Here is a 17,345-nt window from a genome sequence, read left to right on the forward strand (position 1 = left end):
GTTTTACTGCGGTTGGTTGCCGGAATTTTGCTGAAAAATATAACTATGAAAGCAGCTGTTTTAACACAATTGGGAACGGTTCCGGTTTACGCCGAATTTGCCGATCCACAACCCAAAAACGAAAATGAAATTGTCATCGATGTCAAAGCCGCATCGGTAAAGAATCTGGACAAACTACGCGCCAGCGGAAAACATTATGCCAGTTATACGGAATTACCCACTGTGGTTGGTTTTGATGGTGTAGGAACCCTGGCCGACGGAACCTTGGTTTATGCACAGGGAATTACCGGAATGCTGGCTGAAAAAGCATTGATCTCTAAAGGGAAATACCTTGTTCTTCCTCCAAATATTGATGTGGCTACGGCGGCGGCTTTGCCGAATGCGGTAATCGGATCGGCGATGGCTTTAGTGTTTCGCGCTAAAATCCGTCAGGGTGCTGTTGTTTTGATCAACGGTGCGACCGGCGTAACGGGACAAGTAGCGGTGCAGTTGGCAAAACATTATGGTGCGTCGAAGGTAATTGCAACCGGTAGAAATGCCGATTCACTGGAAAAATTATTGTCTTTGGGTGCCGACGAAATCGTGTCGCTGCAAAATGAGGATACGGTTATCGTAGAAAAGCTAAAAGCGATTCAGCAACAAAATCCTATCGATATTGTGATCGATTATATCTGGGGACATTCGGTGGAGTTGTTGCTTCAGGCGTTAAAAGGTAAGGGCGGTTATACGCATCCGGTCAAAATCGTAACGGTGGGAAGTATTTCGGGAGAGGAAATTGTATTGCGTTCGGATGTATTGCGCAGTACGGCGATTGAAATTCTGGGATCGGGTATTGGTAGTCTTTCCGAAAACGAAATGAAATTATTTATAGAAGAAGTCGTGCCGGAGACCTTCGAACTGGCGGCCAATGGGAAATTAACGATCGAAACTGTAGTGGCACCATTGTCGGAAGTCAATGATTATTGGAATAAACCGATCGATGCCGGAAAACGACTGGTGATTGGTGTTGGTTAGAAGAAAGAGGAAAGAAACAAGATTGTTGGCGTGATAAACTTTGGAAAAAATATCCGATGTTTGTGAAAAAATTAAACAGCAGCATATGATCACTATTGTAGCTACACTTAGCGCTAAAGAACACTACCGGGAAACAGTTCTGGCGGCATTACAGGAATTGGTAAAAGCATCGCTACAGGAAGACGGATGTAAAGAATACCGATTGCATGTTTCCGCGAACAATCCGTTGGCGTTTCTTTTTTATGAAACCTGGGAAAGCAAAGAAGCGATCGACGCGCATACACAAACCACACACTTTTTGGATTTTCAGCAAAAAGCAGCAGAATGGCTGGAAAAAAGCGAAATCAATCTGTATCAACTGGTATAATCGAAGTTTTGATGCTCAATAAATTAAAAATGCTAACCGTATGTTTACTGGTTACAGCGGGTGTTTTTGCACAAAGTGAAATCAAATACGAAGGCGAAACGATTAATCGCGTGGATAAGGACGATAAGAAATATGGCGTCTGGAAGTTGTTTGATACGAAACGGGGGATTATGATCGTTGGAAATATGGAAAATGATGCTTTTGTATCCAATATCGAATACTATCAGAACGGAAAATTAATGGTGTCTCAGAATAAAGAAAAAGGGGAATATATCTTTTATGTCGATTCGAAAGCCATTCACGCCAAAACTATAGTTGTAAAGGACGAAAACAAAATTGTAACAGCCAACGGAGAAGCGCTGGATGCGGAAATACTCGCCAATTTTAATGCGATTGGAAGTCTGGCCCCGTTCTTTTACGGAGCGCCCAATGCCATGCAAAATTTTCTGAACAATGAGATGAACAAAAAGAAATGGAACGATTCTGGAAAGGTGAAATTTAACTTTATCGTTGATAAAAACGGATGGGTTACAGAAGTAAAAGTAGCCGAAAGTGGAAACGAAGCCCTTAATGAAGATGCGATCCGAATTGTTGAAAAAATGCCGCGATGGCAACCGGGATTCGATAAAGGCAAATTTGTATTATATCGTTTAAATAGTGCCATAACGTTTGATAGCGGTATGTAATACTGTTGTGAAATAATTTTATTAAAACCTTGTACAATAACTTTTTATGAAAATAAAACTAAGAATACTGGCTTTAAGCTTTTTGATGACTATTGGAGCTTTTGCGCAAAGTGAAATTAAATATGAAGGCGAAACGATCAATCGACTGGATAAAGACGGTAAGAAATATGGTGTCTGGAAATTGTTTGATAAAGACAAAGGAATTAAGATCGTGATGAAAATGGAAAATGATGCCTTTGCGTCCAATATTGACTATTACCGGAACGAACAATTGATTGTATCACAGGATAAAACCGATCCGGGGAAATATAATTTTTATAAGGATTCAAAACCGGTTCCGGTTAAAATCACCGTAGAAAACGATAAAAGAGTAGTGATACAGGAAAATGGAAAAGCACTGGATGAAAAAAGTCAGGAGGCTTTTTTTAGTGTTTTGGAGGTAAAAACGATGTATTATGGAGGCGAAATGGTCTTACGAAGATTTCTGGCTAACGCGAGTAGTGGCGATTGGGATAGCTCGGCAAGTTTACAGCTCAAATGGGATATCAATAAAAACGGAGCCGTTGAAAATATAAAAGTAATCAAAAGTGATAATGAGACCTTTAACGAGAAAGCAATACAGATTATCCAGAAAATGCCACGATGGCAACCGGGTTTTTCAAATGGACGTTTTCTAAAAGGAATGTATGCTACCGGAATCCGGTTTATGGCGGGTTAAAGGAGTATATCGACAGCTAATCGATACCTTCGACACCTGACAGGTTTTTAAAACCTGTCAGGTGTAATGCGGTTTTCCGTAAGGGATAGAAAATATGATAGGCTACCTTTCGCGATAGTAATTTTAAATATATTATTATGGCTAAAACAGCAGCATTTCACAGTATTTATCGCGATGTACATCACGATAACACCAGTTGTACGGAAGGGAACAACATTGCGTAGGCAAATCGAAGAGAGGGAACCGGGGGGAAACTTCTTTGTAGTCATTGCAAAAAACGTTAAAAAGGAAAGCCGCTTTATGCGGCTTTTTTATTTCGAATCACATATCGGATGGAAAGGTTACTGTATATTTGAAAGAACAATTAAAAAGATATGCCATGAATCTCTTCCGTTTTTTTAAAAAAAAGAAAGCTGGCCCGATACAGCACTGTATACAGGATTATATGATTGATACCATTGCTGTTAAGAATCAGGGGAAAAAGGATTGGATCGAGTTAAGTGAGCAGATGAATATGGAAACGATTCAATTGCTTTTAAAAACACTGCGAACGCACAAGATCCCTTTTGAGGTATTTGACGAAATGATATATTCGTGGGATGATGATCATGATCGGGGAGCTTATATCACTTATTCGCAGGATCAAAATGATAAAGAGAATAGTTGGAGTATGACGTTGGGAAATCAGGGTTGGTCGGGAGGAATTTATACGATTACTGAGCAAAACATTGCATTGCAATTGTGGCATCTTGTTCAGGAAAAAAGTATCGATTCGATTACGATCAAAAATGTTGCGTTCTTTGGTCATTATGATAAGGAAGATTTGGATAGGAATCAGTATATGAATACCTTATTATATAGTACTCATGCTAACCTGAATTCTATCAGGCCAGATTACCTCATCTTCGGTATTTTTAAAAGTGGTGATTACCTTGGATCGTATACAATTTACAAAGTAACCGATACGCAATTGTGGGCCGATACTCGCGAAGTATGGCATTCGGAACGGTTTAAACCGGAAGGTTATGTTTTTAAAGGGGAGGAGCTTCCGTTGGAGAAATGGAATAAAGCTAAAGAATTGATCAATACTGTTCCGCAGGAGTTGTTAACCGATGATTGGAACCGTTTTTACAGTACCGGGAATAAAAATGAAGATAAACTGGTTCTGGCATTCGGGAATCCGGAATTTCAAAAGACCATTACGATAGACACTTATGGCATCGCAACGGAAAAACTCCCGATAGCGGTTGGTAACTATAGACGTGCCGTTGAAAAACTGGTGAAGGAATTGTAATAACAATTACAACAAATTAAAAAACAGCCTTAAAGCAACTGACTTTAAGGCTGTTTTTTTTATGCTCTTCGAATTGTTTTATAGAGTAATCCGGAACCAAAATAGCATGTTGTAATCAGTAGCAATGTAATACCGACCATTCCGAAAAATTCGGTAAAATGGCGAAGAATATTTAGCTCTTTGATGCGGCTATTGATTAAAAAACCGATTAGCGAGAGTGTTGCAGATAAAGCAAAGATGTTTAAAAAACGTTCTTTTCACAAAGATGAGGTTATTTATACTCCAAAATGTTTTTTGTCCGGGTTTAATATCAGAATGCTTATAAAAATTGTAATATATTACCTGTTAATTTTGTTGTTTTTTGCCTGATTTAAGAAATTTTCAGCGGAAAAAAAGAGGGCATTGTTGCCGCATGTATGGTCAATTTAAACCTAAATTTTATTCATTTGAATAATAGATTAATAAGCGTAGTTTGATTTTTATTTATTGTAAGTTATTGGTTTTTAATATTTTGTTGTGGTTTGTTTTTTGAAAAGAGATTTGTTTTTTGATGGTATTCTAAATAGTGGTAGAGTGGATGCTACCATTAATAGGAGTAAGAAAAATTATAGCTTTGTTAAGAGAAAATATTTATGATCATGGCTGTTTAGCTTCCCAAAAAGCGATTCTATTTGGTTCTTAATAATGTAACTAAGTAACAATAAAACACAATGATCTTATGGTAAAAATGAAATTAGTTTTCAGTTTTTTATTTTTTTTATCGCTTACCTGCTTTTCTCAGGTTGGGATAGGAACAAATACTCCAGGAGCAACTCTTGATGTTAATGGCAATCTAAAGATAAGAACAGTGTCTGGTGTTTCGGGCATTTCCGATAATATCGATCGTTTAGCTATTGATACAGAAACTAAGGAAGTAAAAGTGGTTAGAACCAAAACCAGTACGGGTAGTGCTTTTTCAATGAATTATCTGGTTTATTATCTTAATAATACAAATGAAGATTGGGTTAGAAATTTTAATACAAAAATTAGCGCTGCAGATTATACTGTAGTAGTAGTAGGAAGTGCTTTTGATCAAAATTTAATGGCTAATGATGATACAGATTATAATCCTATTAATGTTTATGCTTTTAAAGAAGGGGGAACTTGGCGTATCAGCGCCGACTATTTGTCGGGTAGAACTCATGTTGTTACTGGTGGCCAGTGGAAGATCTATTGTCTGGCGATTAATAATAGGGTATTAAAAACGATTCCTTCTGTTACTGTAAATATGAAAGGAACGGAGAACGGGAGTGCTCCAAATCCTCCGGCAGGGTTATAATCGTGAATTTTATATTTTATACTGAAATGTGAAAAAATGATAACTGTAAAAATATATAATTATGATAAAATTTAAATTATTAGTAAGTTTTTTTATTTTTTTTATCGCTTACCTGCTTTTCTCAGGTTGGGATCGGAGTAAAGACTCCGAGAGCTACTCTGGATGTTAATGGCAATCTAAAGGTAAGAGGAACAGCACCTATTAGTAGTTCCGGTAATTTCACGTCTTTAGTCGTCGACCGTGAAACTAGAGAAATAAAAGGGATTAGATACAGTTTGAGTAATACTTATTCAATGAATTATATTGTATATAACATTAATAACGTAGATAAAGATTGGATTAAAAATTTTAATACAAAAATTAGCGCTACAGACTATACTTTAGTAGTAGTAGGAAGTTCTTTTGATATAAATTTAAAACCTGCTGCTGGAGGAGACTATAATTCTTGTAATATTTATGCTTTTGAACAAGGAGACACTTGGCGTATCAGTGCCGATTATCACGATGGTACAACGTATAATGGTGCTAATGGTAGTTGGAAGGTATATTGTCTGGCTATTAATAAAAGTATAATAAAAACGATTCCTCCTATTACTGTAAATATGAATAGACAGCCCGATAGGAGTGCTCCAAATCCTCCGGCAGGGTTATAATCATGAATTTTATGATGAAAAAAAAACAGGTATAAATATATATAATTATGATGAAATTTAAATTATTAGTAAGCTTTTTGTCTTTTTTATCGCTAACTTGTTTTTCTCAAGGAGTTGGGATTAATACGCTGACGCCACAGGCAACTTTAGATGTTAATGGCAATCTAAGGCTAGAAACAACACCTATCGCTTCTGATTCTGATACTGTTTCTTCTTTAATTCTTGATAATACTACTAAAGAAGTAAAAATGATTCAGTCCCGTACGGGAAACAATTCTCCAATAAATTATATTATCTATCACCTTAATAATGTAAATTCCGATTGGGTTAACAATTTCGATACAAAAATTTCGACTATAGATTATGCTGTAGTAGTGGTTGGAAGTGCTTTTAATCTGAGCTTGCTTGTCATGGGGAGGCGTAGAGGTAAATATAACCCTTTTACTGTTTATGCTTTTGAAGAAGGGGGGACTTGGCGTATAAAAGCAGATTATTTTGGAGGTCATGCCGACGGTGATGTTAATGGTAACTGGACGATAAATTGCCTGATTATTAGCAGGAGTATGTTAAAAATTGTGCCTTCAGTTACCACTGATATAAAAGGATCAAACACAGGCAGTGCGGCAACTGCTCCGGCAGGGTTATAAGGATCGGCCTTAAAACAATATTTTAAAGAAACCGCCTTAGGGGCATATTCCCTAAGGCGGTTTGTGTTTTGTTGCGTAGCCTGTTTTTTGCATAGCCTTAAAGAAAATTTTAAGGCTGTATTTGTATTCGATATTGTTATGCTTTTCGGATCGTCTTATATACCAATCCAGAACCAAAATAGCATGTCGCAATCAGTAAAAAGGTGAGGCCTGCCATTCCGAAAAATTCGGTAAAGCGGAGAAGCATATTGGGTTCTTTGGTATCACCATCCATTAAAAAACCGATTAGCGTGAGTGTTGCAGATAAAGCAAAGATGTTTAAAATTTTTCTCTTCATAAATATTTGGAAGTTAGGGTATAGTTTAAAAACGGGTTTTGTTTGGATTTCGTATCAGACTGCCTGTAAATGATAATATATGGCTAGTTAATTTTATTGGTTTTTGTTTGGATTAAGATGTTTTCAGTGGGAAAAAATGAGGTCATTTTTGGTTGTATAGAAGGCCAATTTAAGGATGTGTTTTGTCAGTCAGTTTGGGGATAAGATCAATTTGTTGTTTATAAGTGGTTGATAGCCATAATGTTGTTTAATGTTGTTGTTGTTTTAAAACATTTTTTGGAATTAATATCTAAAATGGCAGCGAAGTAAAGTGTCAAATATGGGGCAGAAAAGCCTTTACCTTTGTATGTGAATGACAAAGTTAGCAGCTTAAAGAGTTGGTTAGTAATGCTGTGATCCTATAAACAGTACTATTGTAGCGTAACATAGTAACATTAAAAATCGTGATTATGGTAAAAATTAAATTATTCATAAGCTTTTTGTGCTTTATATCCCTAACCTGTTTTGCTCAGGTTGGAATTGCTACCCAAAATCCAACTGCTGCTCTAGATATTAACGGCAATTTAAAAATAAGAACTACAAAAACTTTTGCTGCTTCTGATGATGTTAGTTCTTTAGTTATCGATAATGATACTAACGAAATAAAAGTAGCAGAATCGGAAAATAGGATTATAGTAAATCACATTGTCTATAAACTTTATAAGGCAAAGAAAGATCGGATAAGTAATTTTAATACCAATATTGATATTTCAAAATATACTTTAATAGTTGTAGGAAGTTCTTTCAATCAATTATTATATCCAGAGGTTGGTTGGTATAGCTCTAAGAATGTCTATGCTTTTGAACAGGATGGTACTTGGCGTCTCTTTGCTGATTATCTAGAAAGCCATAGTAAGGTTAACGGTGATTGGGAAATATATTGCCTGATTATCAATAAAGGTGTAGTGAAAAAGATTCCTACGACTACAGTAAATATGGAAGGGAAAAGCACTGGAGCCGTAAGTTGCCCGGAAGGTTTGTAATCCTCTTGTTGCTCCACATTATGAATACGTTTTTTAATAAAATCAAATAGCGTTGTAATTCAATAGTGTTGTTATAAATCTGTAAAGAATGATGTTTTGCACTATAGATAAAACGACTTGCTATGTCAGTAAAACTAAATATATGGTCAAACTAAAATTATCCATTAACTTTTTGTTCTTTTTATCGCTTACCTGTTTTTCTCAGGTTGGAATTAATACAGATACTCCAGAGGCCACTTTAGATATTAATGGCAACTTAAAAATAAGTAATGTAAGAACAGCTTCAAGTGGTAGTAATGTTTCCTCCTTAGTTATCGATAAAAATACTAAGGAAGTAAAAGTAATGTCTTTGGAAAAAGAGGCTCCAATCAAATTTCTCACATACCAACTCCATTCGGTAGATGGTGATTTTGTAAAGAATTTTAATACAAATATTGGAACTTCGGAATTTAGTTTGATAGTAACTGGAAGTAGTTACGATAGTGGTTGGTTATATACTCATGAAAAGAGTGTGTATGGACCTAAAAATGTTTATGCATACAAAGAGGGCGGTACCTGGCGCCTTTATGCCGATTATTTTAGTACTTATAACGGTACAGATTCAGGTTGGGTTATATATTGTCTGGTCATTAATAAGGGGGTGGTAAATGAGCTTCCAACGATTTCTGTACAAATGAATGGACAAGAGACAGGGAGTGCAAACAGTCCGATAGGATTGTAATTTGTTTTTTAATGCGATAATAGTTGATGAGAAGTGTAGCTAAGGGAACTAATGAAAAACAAGTGACGTTATTCCTGTAAATCTGCAAAAAAAGGAAATATTTTAAATTACAGATAAAACGACGAGCCACAACGTAAGTAAAACGATATGTTATGATTAAAATAAAATTATTATTCTTCAGTTTTTTGTTCCTTTCATCCCTAATTTGTTTTTCCCAGATAGGAATCAATATCAATGAGCCGGAAGCCACTTTGGATATTAACGGCAACTTAAAAATAAGAACGACAAGTGTTACTATTGCTTCTGATGATATTACTACTTTAGTTATCGATAATATAACTAAGGAAGTAAAGAAAAGTAAAAAAGCAATAAATTATACCACTTATGTCCTTAATAATGTGAATAAAGATGAAGTCACTAATTTTAATACCAATATAAAAGCTTCAGACTATAATTTAGTGCTATTGGAAAGTAGTTTCAATGCTACATTATATCCGTATGATGCAGGGTGGTTTAATCCTAAGAATGTCTACGCTTTTATTGAAGGTGGCACCTGGCGTATAGCTGCATATTTTCAAGGAGGGTCTATTTATTATAAGGGAAATGGAAATTGGACAATAAGTTGCATGATTCTTAATAAGAATATTTCAGAAAAAATTCCCGGTATCACAGTAGATTTGGATGGACTACAAACCGGAAGTTCCAGAAAACCGCCGGAGCTATTCAGAAAGAGGAGTTAGTTATAAATCCATTTCATGGCGCTTATCAGGACTTCACTATCAGAACCGGGGATATCCGGAATAATAGCATTACCGTATTTGTTTTTATGCTGATCAGCAAAAACACTTGTTGCTAAATTGATACGTGATCCATCCGACAAAGGGAACGATTCGCAACCCGTTGAAACACCAAAAGTCGGAGAACCGAATAATTTTGCCTGCGAATATCCTTTAAAAAGTACCGCCATGGCTTCCCCGGAACTCGCTGTTTTAGTATTGATCAATACAGCGATTTTATTTTTCCCATATGCCGAAATGACGTTCTTGTTTTCCGCAAGTAATACGGTATCGGAATACGCTTTCCCATTGTCATAACGCCATTCGGTTGGCTTATCGTTGGCATCCAAAAAGTAGCCTTGTGTTCCCGACTGTAATAAAGAACCGATGCTGGCCATCATGGGCCACATATTACCGCCAAAGTTATCTCGTAAATCGACGATCCATCCTTTAATTTTGGGGTTGTTTTGTGCGGTAATCTTGTCGTTAATTGTTTGAATATAGGTCGCTGTTTGTGCGGTATCTCCAATACAAAAAGGAATTCGAATATAGCCAATGTCAGAAGGCGTAACCTCATCCTCGAAAACGGGCAATGTTTTTTCTTCCGAATCCGCTATATCATTTATGGCGGGATTAAAATAGCTGTGATTATCTCCTAGTTTAGTAATAGCATAACGAACGGCCGGATAGGTTTCTTTTATAGTCTGACTGTTTCGCGCAAAATAGAACACATCCGTAGTAAAGGCATCCCAATCAATTTTGTTTCGATTAACCGATTTTGTTTGGAGTAATTCCAATACTTCGTCTAAATATTCTTTTGATTCAGCAGACAGATTGTGCGTCGTTTTACCACTATGACAACCCATCAGGAGGAAAAGCAATATGCCGCCCAAAAAGAGAAATGATTTTAATGTAGAAGAAAAAGAATACATCGTTTTTTATTACGTTGTTTTGTATAATACACAAGTTCTTAGTTGATCATTGTTTGTTAGTAAAGAATGCTCAAATTCATATTGTTTTATAAGCCCGATTTTTACCATAATGTGTTCCGATTTTACATTGACTTTAGGTGCGATTGAAAAAATGTTTTCAAGCTTTAGGTCATTTATGGCATAATCAAGACACCTTTTTGCTCCTTCGGTGGCAAAGCCTTTGTTCCACTCACTGCTTTTTATTCGCCAGCCAATATCAACACAAGGAGTGAAGTCAGCTTGGTACGTTTGTTCTGCAAGTCCTATAAAGCCTATAAATTCATTGTTTTCAAGTTTGTCAACTGCGAAATAGCAAAAACCTTTATTTTGAAACTGATGCATCATTCGCGCAATAAATTCAGCTGTTTGCTCTTTTGATGGAAGACTTGGGAAAAATTGCATCACTCTTTCATCAGAATTTATTTCGTGCATTTTGTCAATGTCATTGATATCCCAGTTTCTAAAACCAAGCCTTTTAGAGGTAAATAGGTATTTATTACGTTCTTTCATTTTTAAAGATACGTTTGGTATGTCAGCCACTATTTTGAGATTCTATGTTCGGGGAAACACGAAGATCGTATAATTATTGAAATTAGAACTGTAATTTGGAGAAAAATAAAAAAGCGCTAACGAAAGTTAGCGTTTTTGTCTTATGTAGCAATGCTCCGTGTTTCGGATCTCTTCCGCTCCAGATTTTTAAGTAATTCGAAAATTTACAATTCAAAACTCGAAATGGTATGAAAACTATCTATTTCGGTGTTTTTTATTCCTTTAAACGTATCATAATTTACAACCAGTAATTTTCCTTTGTAAACAATAGTCTCACAAGGGTTGTCAAGTAGACCGTCTGAACCATCCGCATTTTCATTTTCCCAAATTAAAGAAATGCTATTGGTCGTCAAATTCAACTGATAAACACTATTGTTATCATAATTCGCAATGAATATAGAATTTCTTTTTTCATCATAGAAAAAGCCATCACAACATCGTATCGCATCCGAATCAAAAACGACTTTTTTCGATTTTAATTTTCCGGTTTTAAAAAACGCCATTTTAGTAATTACACCATCTCCAAAATTTCCCGCATATAAATTTCCTTTTTTATCGAAAGCGATCCCATCAATACCGATTGAATTTTTGACAATTTCTGCTTTTAAGGTAAAAGTGCTTATCAAAAAGTCCTTTTTATTGGAAGCATTCAAAACAATATTTTTTTGATTCAATTCCGTTAAAGAGAAACTATAAATACCACTTTCTCTTCTATTTTCAAATAAAGCATCCGTAATATAAACCCTGTTTTTCCACCAACGTACGGCTTCCCCAAAATTAAAACCTTCCACTAAAACTTCTGCTTTAACGGGCTTTCCATTTTGAACCAGAACTCTGATTAATCTCGAAAAGTTCTCTTTTCCAGCAAAAAACTGATTGTCCATTAGATAAAGATTTCCATCGGGACCGAACTCCATTCCCATCGGATGTACTTTTTTAGTTATCGGATGAAGCGGTAGGTTATCAAACCAAATTACAGGTTTATCATCCTTATCAAAAGTTAGGATTTTACTGCCATGTTTTTCAAAAGTTATTGGATTTGTAATGGCCAAATATAAATTTCCTTTTTTATCCAAAGCCATCCCATCTGGCGTTTGACAAGTTTCACCTAAATCAGCAAATAAAGTTGGTCGGATTAATTTTGAGGTTTTACTAAAAGTTATTTCTTGTTTGCTTTCCTGCGAAAATAAATTCGAAGCAACTAGAAATAAAAAAAATGCGATTCTGGTAGTATTTTTCATTTTATGTAGCGTTTATGGTTGCTATTTTTAAGCAAACATACATGATGTAACTGACCTTGATTTTTGGAGCCTTCAAAAACATTGTTGTAGCATCCGAATAGATGGATTGCCGAACAAAATTATATTCGTGGGCTAAGAGGTGTTTTTTGGTGTCAAAATCATATTATTCATCCCTATCATCGGATAGTATGTTACTGTTTTAGTACCTTGCTCTCTAGAAAATATCATATGAATTTGCTAAAAAACATCGATACAAAAAGAGTCTTGCTTCATGTCTCTTTTTGGCTTTTCTTTTTATTATTTTACATCTCAAACAAAAAACAAGAGGTTAGTACTTATGATTATACTTTTGTATACAGTTGGAAAATTTTAGCACAGGCCGTGGCCGGTTATGGATTGATCTATTGGATCATTCCTCAAACGCTTAATAAAAAGAAATACCTGCTTTTTACAGCTTTGACTTTAGGTTGGCTATATGTTGTTTTTGCCATTTTAATCACTTTTAAGTATTATTATCTCGAACCCAAATTCCCTGGATTTTTCGATGATTGGCCTGGACATAAAATGACAATTCCGGAAAGATTAACGTCTTTAAAATTGATAATCGGAGAGTTTTACTTTATAACCTATCCGATTATTATTATGGGATTTATCAGTTTTAACAGAAAACAACAACGCCTTCTAAGAGTAGAAGAGGAGAAAAAATCAATGGAATTAAAGATGTTAAAGAATCAGCTGAACCCGCATTTTCTTTTCAATACGTTAAATAATTTATACGTTTTAACCTTAAAGAAGGATGATAAAGCACCCGAGGTAATTGAAAAATTATCGGAAATTTTAGACTTTGTATTATACCGCTGTAACGAGGGCTATGTTTCGATCGAAAAGGAAATTGCCATGATTGAAAATTATATTTCGTTGGAAAAATTGCGCTACAGCGAAAACAGATTAGCGATTTCTTTTCACAAAGAAATTCAGGAAAGCAATAAAATTTCGCCTTTAATACTGCTAACATTTATCGAAAATGCTTTTAAACACGGTGTCATAAATGAGACTAAAAAAGCGGTAATCAGAATGGATTTAGTTAGTAAAAAGAAACAGATTTTTTTTAGCATTAAAAACACTAAATCCCAAGAGGACTTCGAAAGCATTTCGGACAAATCTAAAATCGGCTTGGAAAATATTCGAAAACAACTGAATTTATTATATCCCAATAAACATCAACTACATATTGAAGAAACAACCAACAGCTATAGCGTTCAACTATATCTATTGGTCTGATTCGATTTAAAAAAACAGTATATTAGATTTTATAAAATTAAAAATAGTTATTCTTTTTAAATGGGATACAAATGCATTGTCGTTGACGACGAACCTTTGGCGAGAGAACTTATTGCTTCTCATTTAATGAATTTTGAAAATTTTGAATTGATCAATTCTTTCGAAAATGCACTGAAAGCTTATACTTTTTTGGAAACAAATACCGTGGATCTGATTTTTCTGGACATCGAAATGCCATTGTTAAAAGGAAATGATTTCCTAAAAAAACTCAAAAATCCACCAAAAGTAATTTTTACAACAGCATACAGAGAATATGCTATAGAAGGATACGAACTGAATGTCATTGACTATCTTTTAAAACCGATAACGTTCGACCGTTTTTTTGTTTCGATTGAGAAATTCAAGCAATTGCAAACTCCTGTAAAAAAGCAAGAAACGACTTTAGAAAACCATATTTTTGTAGTCAGTGGAAGTAAAAACATCAGAATCGTATTTGATGAGATTGTATTTGTTGAAAGCCGGAAGGATTATATCACGATTCATCTTGAAAATGGAAAATCGCATCATGTCAAGCAAAATATTTCTGTTTTCGAAAAATTATTGGATTCAAATTTTGTTCGAATTCATCGTTCGTTTATCATTCATGCCAAAAAGCTAACAGCTTATTCTAAAAATGGTGTAGAAATAAATGCTGTTGAAATCCCTATTGGGAATAGTTATAAAGAAAATTGGTTACATTATTTAAATGCTACAATTTTAAAATAGTCAGCGCTATAGGATGAATGCTGTTTTTATAATCCAACCGATTGATCCTTGGATACGTCAACAGGGATCGGATTCTTTTTTGGGCTAAAGTATTTTTTTCGGTTGTAGCCAAACATACCTAGCGGGTGTTTTTATTGAAATTCTGTTTTGTAATACTTATATTTTTTTACCCATTTGTCATTTTCATAAACCTCTTCATAGCCTTTTACAAAAAAACTATTGTCCGTTTTCCATATAATTTTTTCAATGGCAAAGTCTTTAGAATTGTAGCTTGCGTATTCAGTCATATATTTTTTAGGATTTGATTTGTCATTAATTTTCAAAATCCCAATGTCAGAATTTTTATGTTCGTAAACAGAATTGTAGAAGTAAACAAAATACTTATTGTTAATAGAAGGGATGGGTAATTCGACACTACCGTCTCCAAACGAAATAATATGGTACTTGTAGTCATTCGTACTATCCAATAAAATCAGTTGTCCAAAACCCATATAATCAGAAGTTGAATTCCGTGTAATTGCAAAAAGTTTAAAATCAGTGTAATAACCTAGGTATTCGTAACCGCTCCAACTTTCTTCTCCACCATAATCGTTATATTTTTTAAACGTATGTTTCTTTAAAGCGGTTTGGATATAAAAAAAATCACCTTTTTGTTTAGGTTTAAAATTTTGAATATATTTTTTGGATCCAAGTGATAAAAATTCTTTTTCGGTAATGGTGTCAAAAGTTAATTTTGGCAATTTTTCATAATTGTCATGATAACCAACCTCAATTATTTTAGTACTATCGATTTCTATTTCTTGTTTTTCTGAAATGGAATTGTTTTTAGATACTGTATCTGTTTTTTGGGTATTACTAATTTTTGTAGACTTGGTGTCGTTACAAGATATAGTTAAGATTGACAATAATAAAAAAAGGATTCTTTTCATTTAATTGTTTTTGTTTAAAGTATCAGTGAATAATTTTGTAGCATAGCAAAGGCAAATTGCTGAAAAAATAAACAGAAGAGTGATTTTGAACCAGTAGATTCTGTTGATGATTGATTTGGTAAAACGTTTCAGAGGAAGTTATTGTAATTCTTTCTTTATTTCACGAATTCCATTTTCCAAGCCGATAAAATAATTCCCCTTTTTAAATTCGGGTATAATATGATGATCAATTATTGATTTCGTTTCTTCATCGGTCAGTTTGGATACTATGGCATCACAGTTTTGTATCTGAAGGGCACGCATATTTTTGCAAACGACAATGACAATGCAACCAAATGTTGTCTGTTTAGCGAGGTCTAATGAGTAATCATAGATATCGGTATACGGCGAAATGGAAGGAACGGTTACGATTATGATTCCAATATTGTTTTGCTTTTTTATTTCTTTTGCGTAGGCTTTAAGGATTACTTCCTGCGAAAGGGATAAGATATCGTCATAATCATTTATAAAGTCATGGATCTCCGGAAAAACGACTGTCGGGTTGTTTTCAATAGCGTTATTTTGACTAAAGCCAAAACCGAAAAACAAAAGCGCAATAAGGATTAGAATTTTTTTCAAAATGGTTTTGAGGATTAGGTTTTAAAGATAAGTAAAATTTAAAGTAGCACGTTTAGTTTTGTGCTACGTTGTTAGCACTATTAGCCTTTTTAGTAAAAGTCTGTTACTTATCTTTATTTGAAATCAAAAGGTCGCAAATGTCTACGTCTAAAAAGATTGCGATTTTATAGAGGTCTTTAAGATGAGGTTGCGATTTATTGATACACCAATTTGAAACGGTATGCTCATTCTTTTCCAGTTGAGCAGCGAGTTCCTTTTGACTAACACCTTTACGAACTAAAACTTCTTTTATTTTGTTGATTCTTTCACTCACAAATCAAAAATAGTGAATGTAGGGCAGTTATACACTAGTGAAAGTATATATTTCATTGTAGAAATACTAAAATGAAAATATATTTTACATAAATGTGATTTTGTTTTACATTTGTATTGTCATTCACTCAAAAAAATATAGTTATGAGTACACGATATACAAAAGCAGATCTTGAAAAAATTATTTTTTTTCAACTAGAAAATTTGGATGCGATACACGATCTTTTGAGAATAATGAAAGTTCAGAATGAATTAATAGAAAATGCCAATAAAAAACTTAAAGAAGAAATTTCTGAAATTAAGGAAAAGCTATATCCGGTTCCGAAAAAAAGAAAGGTGTAGTCTGTGGTTGCTAATGTTTTAAAAATCAATAGAGTTCAATTGTGGAAGTTTTTAATAAAAAATGGAGTGATATTGTGCTTAACTAATCTTATGTATTCGGTTTTTTCTACGGATGAATTCCATCAACCTTTTCCATTTCTGCCATTAACTCTTGAGAGTTTTTAAACTTTCCATTTTTGGGAAGTTGAACTTCGCAACAAAAATATCCTTCTATAAATTTTAATTTTCCATTAGGTAATTCAAAAAGAGTTCCGCCAATTTCGTCTTCACACATGTGATGAGTTTGAAACCAAAATTTTACTTTTTCTGAATTTTCTAATGTGATTACACCGTATTCAATACCTTCTTTGGTAAACTCTCTTTTTATATTATTGTTGAATCCGACTTTCTGTTTACTTTCGTTAAATTTTGTTGTATTTCTAATTTTCAACAATTTTTGTTCAGTTGCATTTTCACATGAACCAAAACTTATTAAAACAAGTAACAAAAAGATAATTGTTTTATTTTTTTTCATTTTGCTTTAGATATAGAAGTATAAAACAAAAAAAGCCCTAACTTTCGTTAGAGCTTTCTGTCGGGGTGGCAGGGTTTGGCTCTGGAAGGCAGGATTTGGCGTAATACAAATTAATAGCAAAGGATTTAATTTGTATTTTTGTAATACTAAGCATTGGTTATAAACTAAATACGCATTGTGTTTATTTGTTACTATTGCCAATGCTCAAAAATAACGATAGTAATCAAGATGAAATACACAAATAAAAACAAAGTAAGTGTATGTTCGATA

The 17,345-nt window shown here is 34.2% G+C and carries 22 protein-coding genes; 14 read left to right on the forward strand and 8 right to left on the reverse strand.

Going from position 1 to position 17,345, the window contains the following annotated elements; genetic code table 11:
• The first annotated feature begins 45 nt into the window (after positions 1-45).
• From Q1R07_RS08095 to Q1R07_RS08130, 8 genes are all read left to right on the forward strand, one after another.
• On the forward strand, positions 46-1,014 hold the full coding sequence (locus tag Q1R07_RS08095; protein WP_300488355.1) for a zinc-binding dehydrogenase: 969 nt from the start codon (positions 46-48) through the stop codon (positions 1,012-1,014).
• A gap of 85 nt (positions 1,015-1,099) precedes the next feature.
• Positions 1,100-1,381: a putative quinol monooxygenase gene (locus Q1R07_RS08100; protein WP_300488358.1), complete on the forward strand. Its 282-nt coding sequence runs from the start codon at positions 1,100-1,102 to the stop codon at positions 1,379-1,381.
• Positions 1,382-1,392: 11 nt separating this feature from the next.
• Positions 1,393-2,067: a TonB family protein gene (locus Q1R07_RS08105; protein WP_300488360.1), complete on the forward strand. Its 675-nt coding sequence runs from the start codon at positions 1,393-1,395 to the stop codon at positions 2,065-2,067.
• 46 nt (positions 2,068-2,113) lie between these two features.
• Positions 2,114-2,785: an energy transducer TonB gene (locus tag Q1R07_RS08110; RefSeq protein WP_300488364.1), complete on the forward strand. Its 672-nt coding sequence runs from the start codon at positions 2,114-2,116 to the stop codon at positions 2,783-2,785.
• 379 nt (positions 2,786-3,164) lie between these two features.
• Complete coding sequence (locus Q1R07_RS08115) at positions 3,165-4,079, forward strand: hypothetical protein (RefSeq protein WP_300488367.1); 915 nt, start codon at positions 3,165-3,167, stop codon at positions 4,077-4,079.
• 718 nt (positions 4,080-4,797) lie between these two features.
• Positions 4,798-5,397, forward strand: a complete 600-nt coding sequence (locus Q1R07_RS08120) for a hypothetical protein (protein ID WP_300488369.1) — start codon at positions 4,798-4,800, stop codon at positions 5,395-5,397.
• A gap of 293 nt (positions 5,398-5,690) precedes the next feature.
• Positions 5,691-6,050: a hypothetical protein gene (locus tag Q1R07_RS08125; protein WP_300488372.1), complete on the forward strand. Its 360-nt coding sequence runs from the start codon at positions 5,691-5,693 to the stop codon at positions 6,048-6,050.
• Positions 6,051-6,097: 47 nt separating this feature from the next.
• Entirely contained in the window at positions 6,098-6,697 is a 600-nt protein-coding gene (locus Q1R07_RS08130; RefSeq protein ID WP_300488374.1) for a hypothetical protein, read from the forward strand.
• 136 nt (positions 6,698-6,833) lie between these two features.
• On the opposite strand, the gene Q1R07_RS08135 is transcribed toward Q1R07_RS08130, so the two are convergent.
• Positions 6,834-7,034, reverse strand: coding sequence for a hypothetical protein (locus Q1R07_RS08135; protein ID WP_300488377.1), 201 nt, complete (start codon positions 7,032-7,034; stop codon positions 6,834-6,836).
• Positions 7,035-7,483: 449 nt separating this feature from the next.
• Here Q1R07_RS08135 and Q1R07_RS08140 point away from each other — a divergent pair, with 449 nt between their 5' ends.
• The 3 genes from Q1R07_RS08140 to Q1R07_RS08150 all read left to right on the forward strand — a co-directional run bounded on the left by Q1R07_RS08140 (position 7,484) and on the right by Q1R07_RS08150 (position 9,517).
• Positions 7,484-8,056, forward strand: a complete 573-nt coding sequence (locus tag Q1R07_RS08140; RefSeq protein WP_300488380.1) for a hypothetical protein — start codon at positions 7,484-7,486, stop codon at positions 8,054-8,056.
• Between the two features lie 142 nt (positions 8,057-8,198).
• Entirely contained in the window at positions 8,199-8,777 is a 579-nt protein-coding gene (locus Q1R07_RS08145) for a hypothetical protein (RefSeq protein WP_300488383.1), read from the forward strand.
• A 152-nt stretch (positions 8,778-8,929) separates the two neighbouring features.
• Complete coding sequence (locus Q1R07_RS08150; RefSeq protein ID WP_300488386.1) at positions 8,930-9,517, forward strand: hypothetical protein; 588 nt, start codon at positions 8,930-8,932, stop codon at positions 9,515-9,517.
• Here Q1R07_RS08150 and Q1R07_RS08155 read toward each other — a convergent pair.
• From Q1R07_RS08155 to Q1R07_RS08165, 3 genes are all read right to left on the reverse strand, one after another.
• Positions 9,514-10,485 carry a S41 family peptidase gene (locus Q1R07_RS08155; protein WP_300488389.1) on the reverse strand — a complete coding sequence of 324 codons (972 nt, stop codon included), beginning with the start codon at positions 10,483-10,485 and terminating at the stop codon, positions 9,514-9,516. The two genes, Q1R07_RS08150 and Q1R07_RS08155, sit on opposite strands and share 4 nt — an antisense overlap.
• Positions 10,486-10,494: 9 nt before the next feature.
• A complete protein-coding gene (locus Q1R07_RS08160) occupies positions 10,495-11,034 on the reverse strand; it encodes a GNAT family N-acetyltransferase (protein WP_300488392.1) in 540 nt (179 codons plus the stop codon).
• A 203-nt stretch (positions 11,035-11,237) separates the two neighbouring features.
• Complete coding sequence (locus Q1R07_RS08165; protein WP_300488394.1) at positions 11,238-12,314, reverse strand: hypothetical protein; 1,077 nt, start codon at positions 12,312-12,314, stop codon at positions 11,238-11,240.
• Between the two features lie 228 nt (positions 12,315-12,542).
• Here Q1R07_RS08165 and Q1R07_RS08170 point away from each other — a divergent pair, with 228 nt between their 5' ends.
• Together Q1R07_RS08170 and Q1R07_RS08175 are read left to right on the forward strand one after the other, a co-directional pair.
• Positions 12,543-13,595 carry a sensor histidine kinase gene (locus tag Q1R07_RS08170; protein ID WP_300488396.1) on the forward strand — a complete coding sequence of 351 codons (1,053 nt, stop codon included), beginning with the start codon at positions 12,543-12,545 and terminating at the stop codon, positions 13,593-13,595.
• A 60-nt stretch (positions 13,596-13,655) separates the two neighbouring features.
• On the forward strand, positions 13,656-14,360 hold the full coding sequence (locus Q1R07_RS08175) for a response regulator transcription factor (RefSeq protein ID WP_300488399.1): 705 nt from the start codon (positions 13,656-13,658) through the stop codon (positions 14,358-14,360).
• Between the two features lie 131 nt (positions 14,361-14,491).
• Here the strand turns inward: Q1R07_RS08175 and Q1R07_RS08180 are convergent, their stop codons facing one another.
• From Q1R07_RS08180 to Q1R07_RS08190, 3 genes are all read right to left on the reverse strand, one after another.
• A complete protein-coding gene (locus tag Q1R07_RS08180; RefSeq protein ID WP_300488402.1) occupies positions 14,492-15,289 on the reverse strand; it encodes a hypothetical protein in 798 nt (265 codons plus the stop codon).
• A gap of 138 nt (positions 15,290-15,427) precedes the next feature.
• Complete coding sequence (locus tag Q1R07_RS08185) at positions 15,428-15,907, reverse strand: YgcG family protein (RefSeq protein WP_300488405.1); 480 nt, start codon at positions 15,905-15,907, stop codon at positions 15,428-15,430.
• Between the two features lie 103 nt (positions 15,908-16,010).
• On the reverse strand, positions 16,011-16,220 hold the full coding sequence (locus tag Q1R07_RS08190; protein WP_300488408.1) for a helix-turn-helix transcriptional regulator: 210 nt from the start codon (positions 16,218-16,220) through the stop codon (positions 16,011-16,013).
• 143 nt (positions 16,221-16,363) lie between these two features.
• On the opposite strand from Q1R07_RS08190, the gene Q1R07_RS08195 reads away from it, so the two are divergent.
• Entirely contained in the window at positions 16,364-16,561 is a 198-nt protein-coding gene (locus tag Q1R07_RS08195) for a hypothetical protein (RefSeq protein WP_300488410.1), read from the forward strand.
• Between the two features lie 106 nt (positions 16,562-16,667).
• Here Q1R07_RS08195 and Q1R07_RS08200 read toward each other — a convergent pair whose 3' ends face one another.
• Entirely contained in the window at positions 16,668-17,075 is a 408-nt protein-coding gene (locus Q1R07_RS08200; RefSeq protein ID WP_300488413.1) for a hypothetical protein, read from the reverse strand.
• Between the last annotated feature and the right edge of the window lie 270 nt (positions 17,076-17,345).

This window comes from Flavobacterium sp. (genome assembly GCF_030146175.1).
Taxonomy (GTDB): Bacteria; Bacteroidota; Bacteroidia; order Flavobacteriales; family Flavobacteriaceae; genus Flavobacterium.

Bases quoted from the DNA above. Each gene is read 5' to 3' on its own strand.
- Q1R07_RS08180 (WP_300488402.1), bottom strand. From the start codon at position 15,289: ATGAAAAGAATCCTTTTTTTATTATTGTCAATCTTAACTATATCTTGT.
- Q1R07_RS08100 (WP_300488358.1), top strand. From the start codon at position 1,100: ATGATCACTATTGTAGCTACACTTAGCGCTAAAGAACACTACCGGGAA.
- Q1R07_RS08160 (WP_300488392.1), bottom strand. From the start codon at position 11,034: ATGAAAGAACGTAATAAATACCTATTTACCTCTAAAAGGCTTGGTTTT.
- Q1R07_RS08150 (WP_300488386.1), top strand. From the start codon at position 8,930: ATGATTAAAATAAAATTATTATTCTTCAGTTTTTTGTTCCTTTCATCC.
- Q1R07_RS08110 (WP_300488364.1), top strand. From the start codon at position 2,114: ATGAAAATAAAACTAAGAATACTGGCTTTAAGCTTTTTGATGACTATT.
- Q1R07_RS08170 (WP_300488396.1), top strand. From the start codon at position 12,543: ATGAATTTGCTAAAAAACATCGATACAAAAAGAGTCTTGCTTCATGTC.
- Q1R07_RS08145 (WP_300488383.1), top strand. From the start codon at position 8,199: ATGGTCAAACTAAAATTATCCATTAACTTTTTGTTCTTTTTATCGCTT.
- Q1R07_RS08130 (WP_300488374.1), top strand. From the start codon at position 6,098: ATGATGAAATTTAAATTATTAGTAAGCTTTTTGTCTTTTTTATCGCTA.
- Q1R07_RS08195 (WP_300488410.1), top strand. From the start codon at position 16,364: ATGAGTACACGATATACAAAAGCAGATCTTGAAAAAATTATTTTTTTT.
- Q1R07_RS08125 (WP_300488372.1), top strand. From the start codon at position 5,691: ATGAATTATATTGTATATAACATTAATAACGTAGATAAAGATTGGATT.
- Q1R07_RS08135 (WP_300488377.1), bottom strand. From the start codon at position 7,034: ATGAAGAGAAAAATTTTAAACATCTTTGCTTTATCTGCAACACTCACG.
- Q1R07_RS08200 (WP_300488413.1), bottom strand. From the start codon at position 17,075: ATGAAAAAAAATAAAACAATTATCTTTTTGTTACTTGTTTTAATAAGT.
- Q1R07_RS08120 (WP_300488369.1), top strand. From the start codon at position 4,798: ATGGTAAAAATGAAATTAGTTTTCAGTTTTTTATTTTTTTTATCGCTT.
- Q1R07_RS08105 (WP_300488360.1), top strand. From the start codon at position 1,393: ATGCTCAATAAATTAAAAATGCTAACCGTATGTTTACTGGTTACAGCG.
- Q1R07_RS08115 (WP_300488367.1), top strand. From the start codon at position 3,165: ATGAATCTCTTCCGTTTTTTTAAAAAAAAGAAAGCTGGCCCGATACAG.
- Q1R07_RS08095 (WP_300488355.1), top strand. From the start codon at position 46: ATGAAAGCAGCTGTTTTAACACAATTGGGAACGGTTCCGGTTTACGCC.
- Q1R07_RS08165 (WP_300488394.1), bottom strand. From the start codon at position 12,314: ATGAAAAATACTACCAGAATCGCATTTTTTTTATTTCTAGTTGCTTCG.
- Q1R07_RS08175 (WP_300488399.1), top strand. From the start codon at position 13,656: ATGGGATACAAATGCATTGTCGTTGACGACGAACCTTTGGCGAGAGAA.
- Q1R07_RS08140 (WP_300488380.1), top strand. From the start codon at position 7,484: ATGGTAAAAATTAAATTATTCATAAGCTTTTTGTGCTTTATATCCCTA.
- Q1R07_RS08155 (WP_300488389.1), bottom strand. From the start codon at position 10,485: ATGTATTCTTTTTCTTCTACATTAAAATCATTTCTCTTTTTGGGCGGC.